Below are 1,414 nucleotides of genomic sequence, written 5' to 3'. Positions count from 1 at the left end.
CCCTTAAAGGAATTAAGCTTCGAATATACCCCAATGGATTCCAAATTCAACATATCGAAATGAACTTTGGTTGTGTTCGCAAAGTTTGGAATGTGATGTTAGCCATGCAAAAAGATAGATATGAGAATAATCCTGACTGTAAATTTGTATCAAACTTCGATATGAATATCCTTCTACCTCTTTTGAAGAAGGAATATCCTTATCTGAAGCAGGTAGAAAGCACTAGTCTACAGTGTGTTAATAAAGATTTGTCAGAAGCGTTCAAAAAATTCTTTAAAGATCATACTGGATATCCAAGATTTAAAAGTAGAAAGTATCCTCGTCAAAGCTACCAATCAAAATGTGTGAATCATAATATCAAGCAAATTAATAACTCATATATCAAGTTGCCAAAACTTGGTGAAGTTAAATTCAAGTGTGGTAGAGATATACCTGAGGTTATCAAATCAGTTACTATTCGTAGGAGTCCAGCTGGTAAATATTACGCTGTGTTGACGGTCGAAGACGAAAACCAAGTACTCGATAAAACACAAGCACAAGTTGGACTAGATATGGGTGTAGCTGATTTAATTATCACGTCGGACTCTATTAAGTTTCCAACTATTCGTTTTGATAAGCTCTTAGCTAAAAAGAAACTTAACTGGGAACGTAAACTTGCTAGAAGACGATTACTTGCCATCAAAGATAGAGCTAAAACTAAAAAGGTTGGCCTAATTGAACCCAAGCCACTTGAAGACTATAAGAATGTTTAAAAAGCTAAACGAATGGTTGCTAAATATTCTGAAAAGACTGCTAATCAACGTAAAGACTATATCCATAAGATAACTACAAAACTTGTACGAGATTATGATGTTATAGCGATTGAAGATTTGAAATCCAGTAATATGTTGAAGAATCATAATCTAGCTAGAGCCATTGCCAATCAATCGTGGAGAATGATTAGAACAATGCTTGAATACAAGTGTGAGTGGTATGGCAAAAAGTTAGTCGTTGTGAATCCTTTCAAGACAAGTCAATACTGTGCTGAATGTGGGTATGACGATGGTAAACATGAATTGGATATTCGCCAATGGATATGTCCAAATTGCCATTCGAACAATGACCGTGATATCAATGCAAGCAAAAACATACTCAAGAAAGGCTTGGAACAAGCCTTAGTAAAATAGCTATGACCAATGCCAAAAGGTTGAAATACCTGGAGGTAAGTCAAGTGTTCCTAGAAGCTCGGTACTTTAGTGCCGAGTAGTTCACACATCATTTATTTGCACTATAATAATGGTATATATTTCTAGGAGGTGTTTTTGTATGGCGTACGATAAAAAGTATATGGAACTTGCAGCTAATGAGGCTCAAAAAAATGTCGGTACTCATGAGGGTGGTCCCTTTGGAACTGTCATTGTTAAAGATGATTTAG

At 35.6% G+C, this 1,414-nt stretch carries 1 pseudogene; it reads left to right on the top strand.

The features are described 5' to 3' along the window. Nucleotides 1–1,166 (top strand): annotated as a pseudogene (locus FHL06_RS13015) (RNA-guided endonuclease TnpB family protein); the annotation flags it as partial. Nucleotides 1,167–1,414 lie beyond the last annotated feature (248 nt).

Source organism: Companilactobacillus halodurans, from assembly GCF_009600985.1.
Taxonomy (GTDB): domain Bacteria; phylum Bacillota; class Bacilli; order Lactobacillales; family Lactobacillaceae; genus Companilactobacillus; species Companilactobacillus halodurans.
Note: the sequence above shows the minus strand (reverse complement) of the source record. Positions and strands in the feature narration are given on the sequence as shown.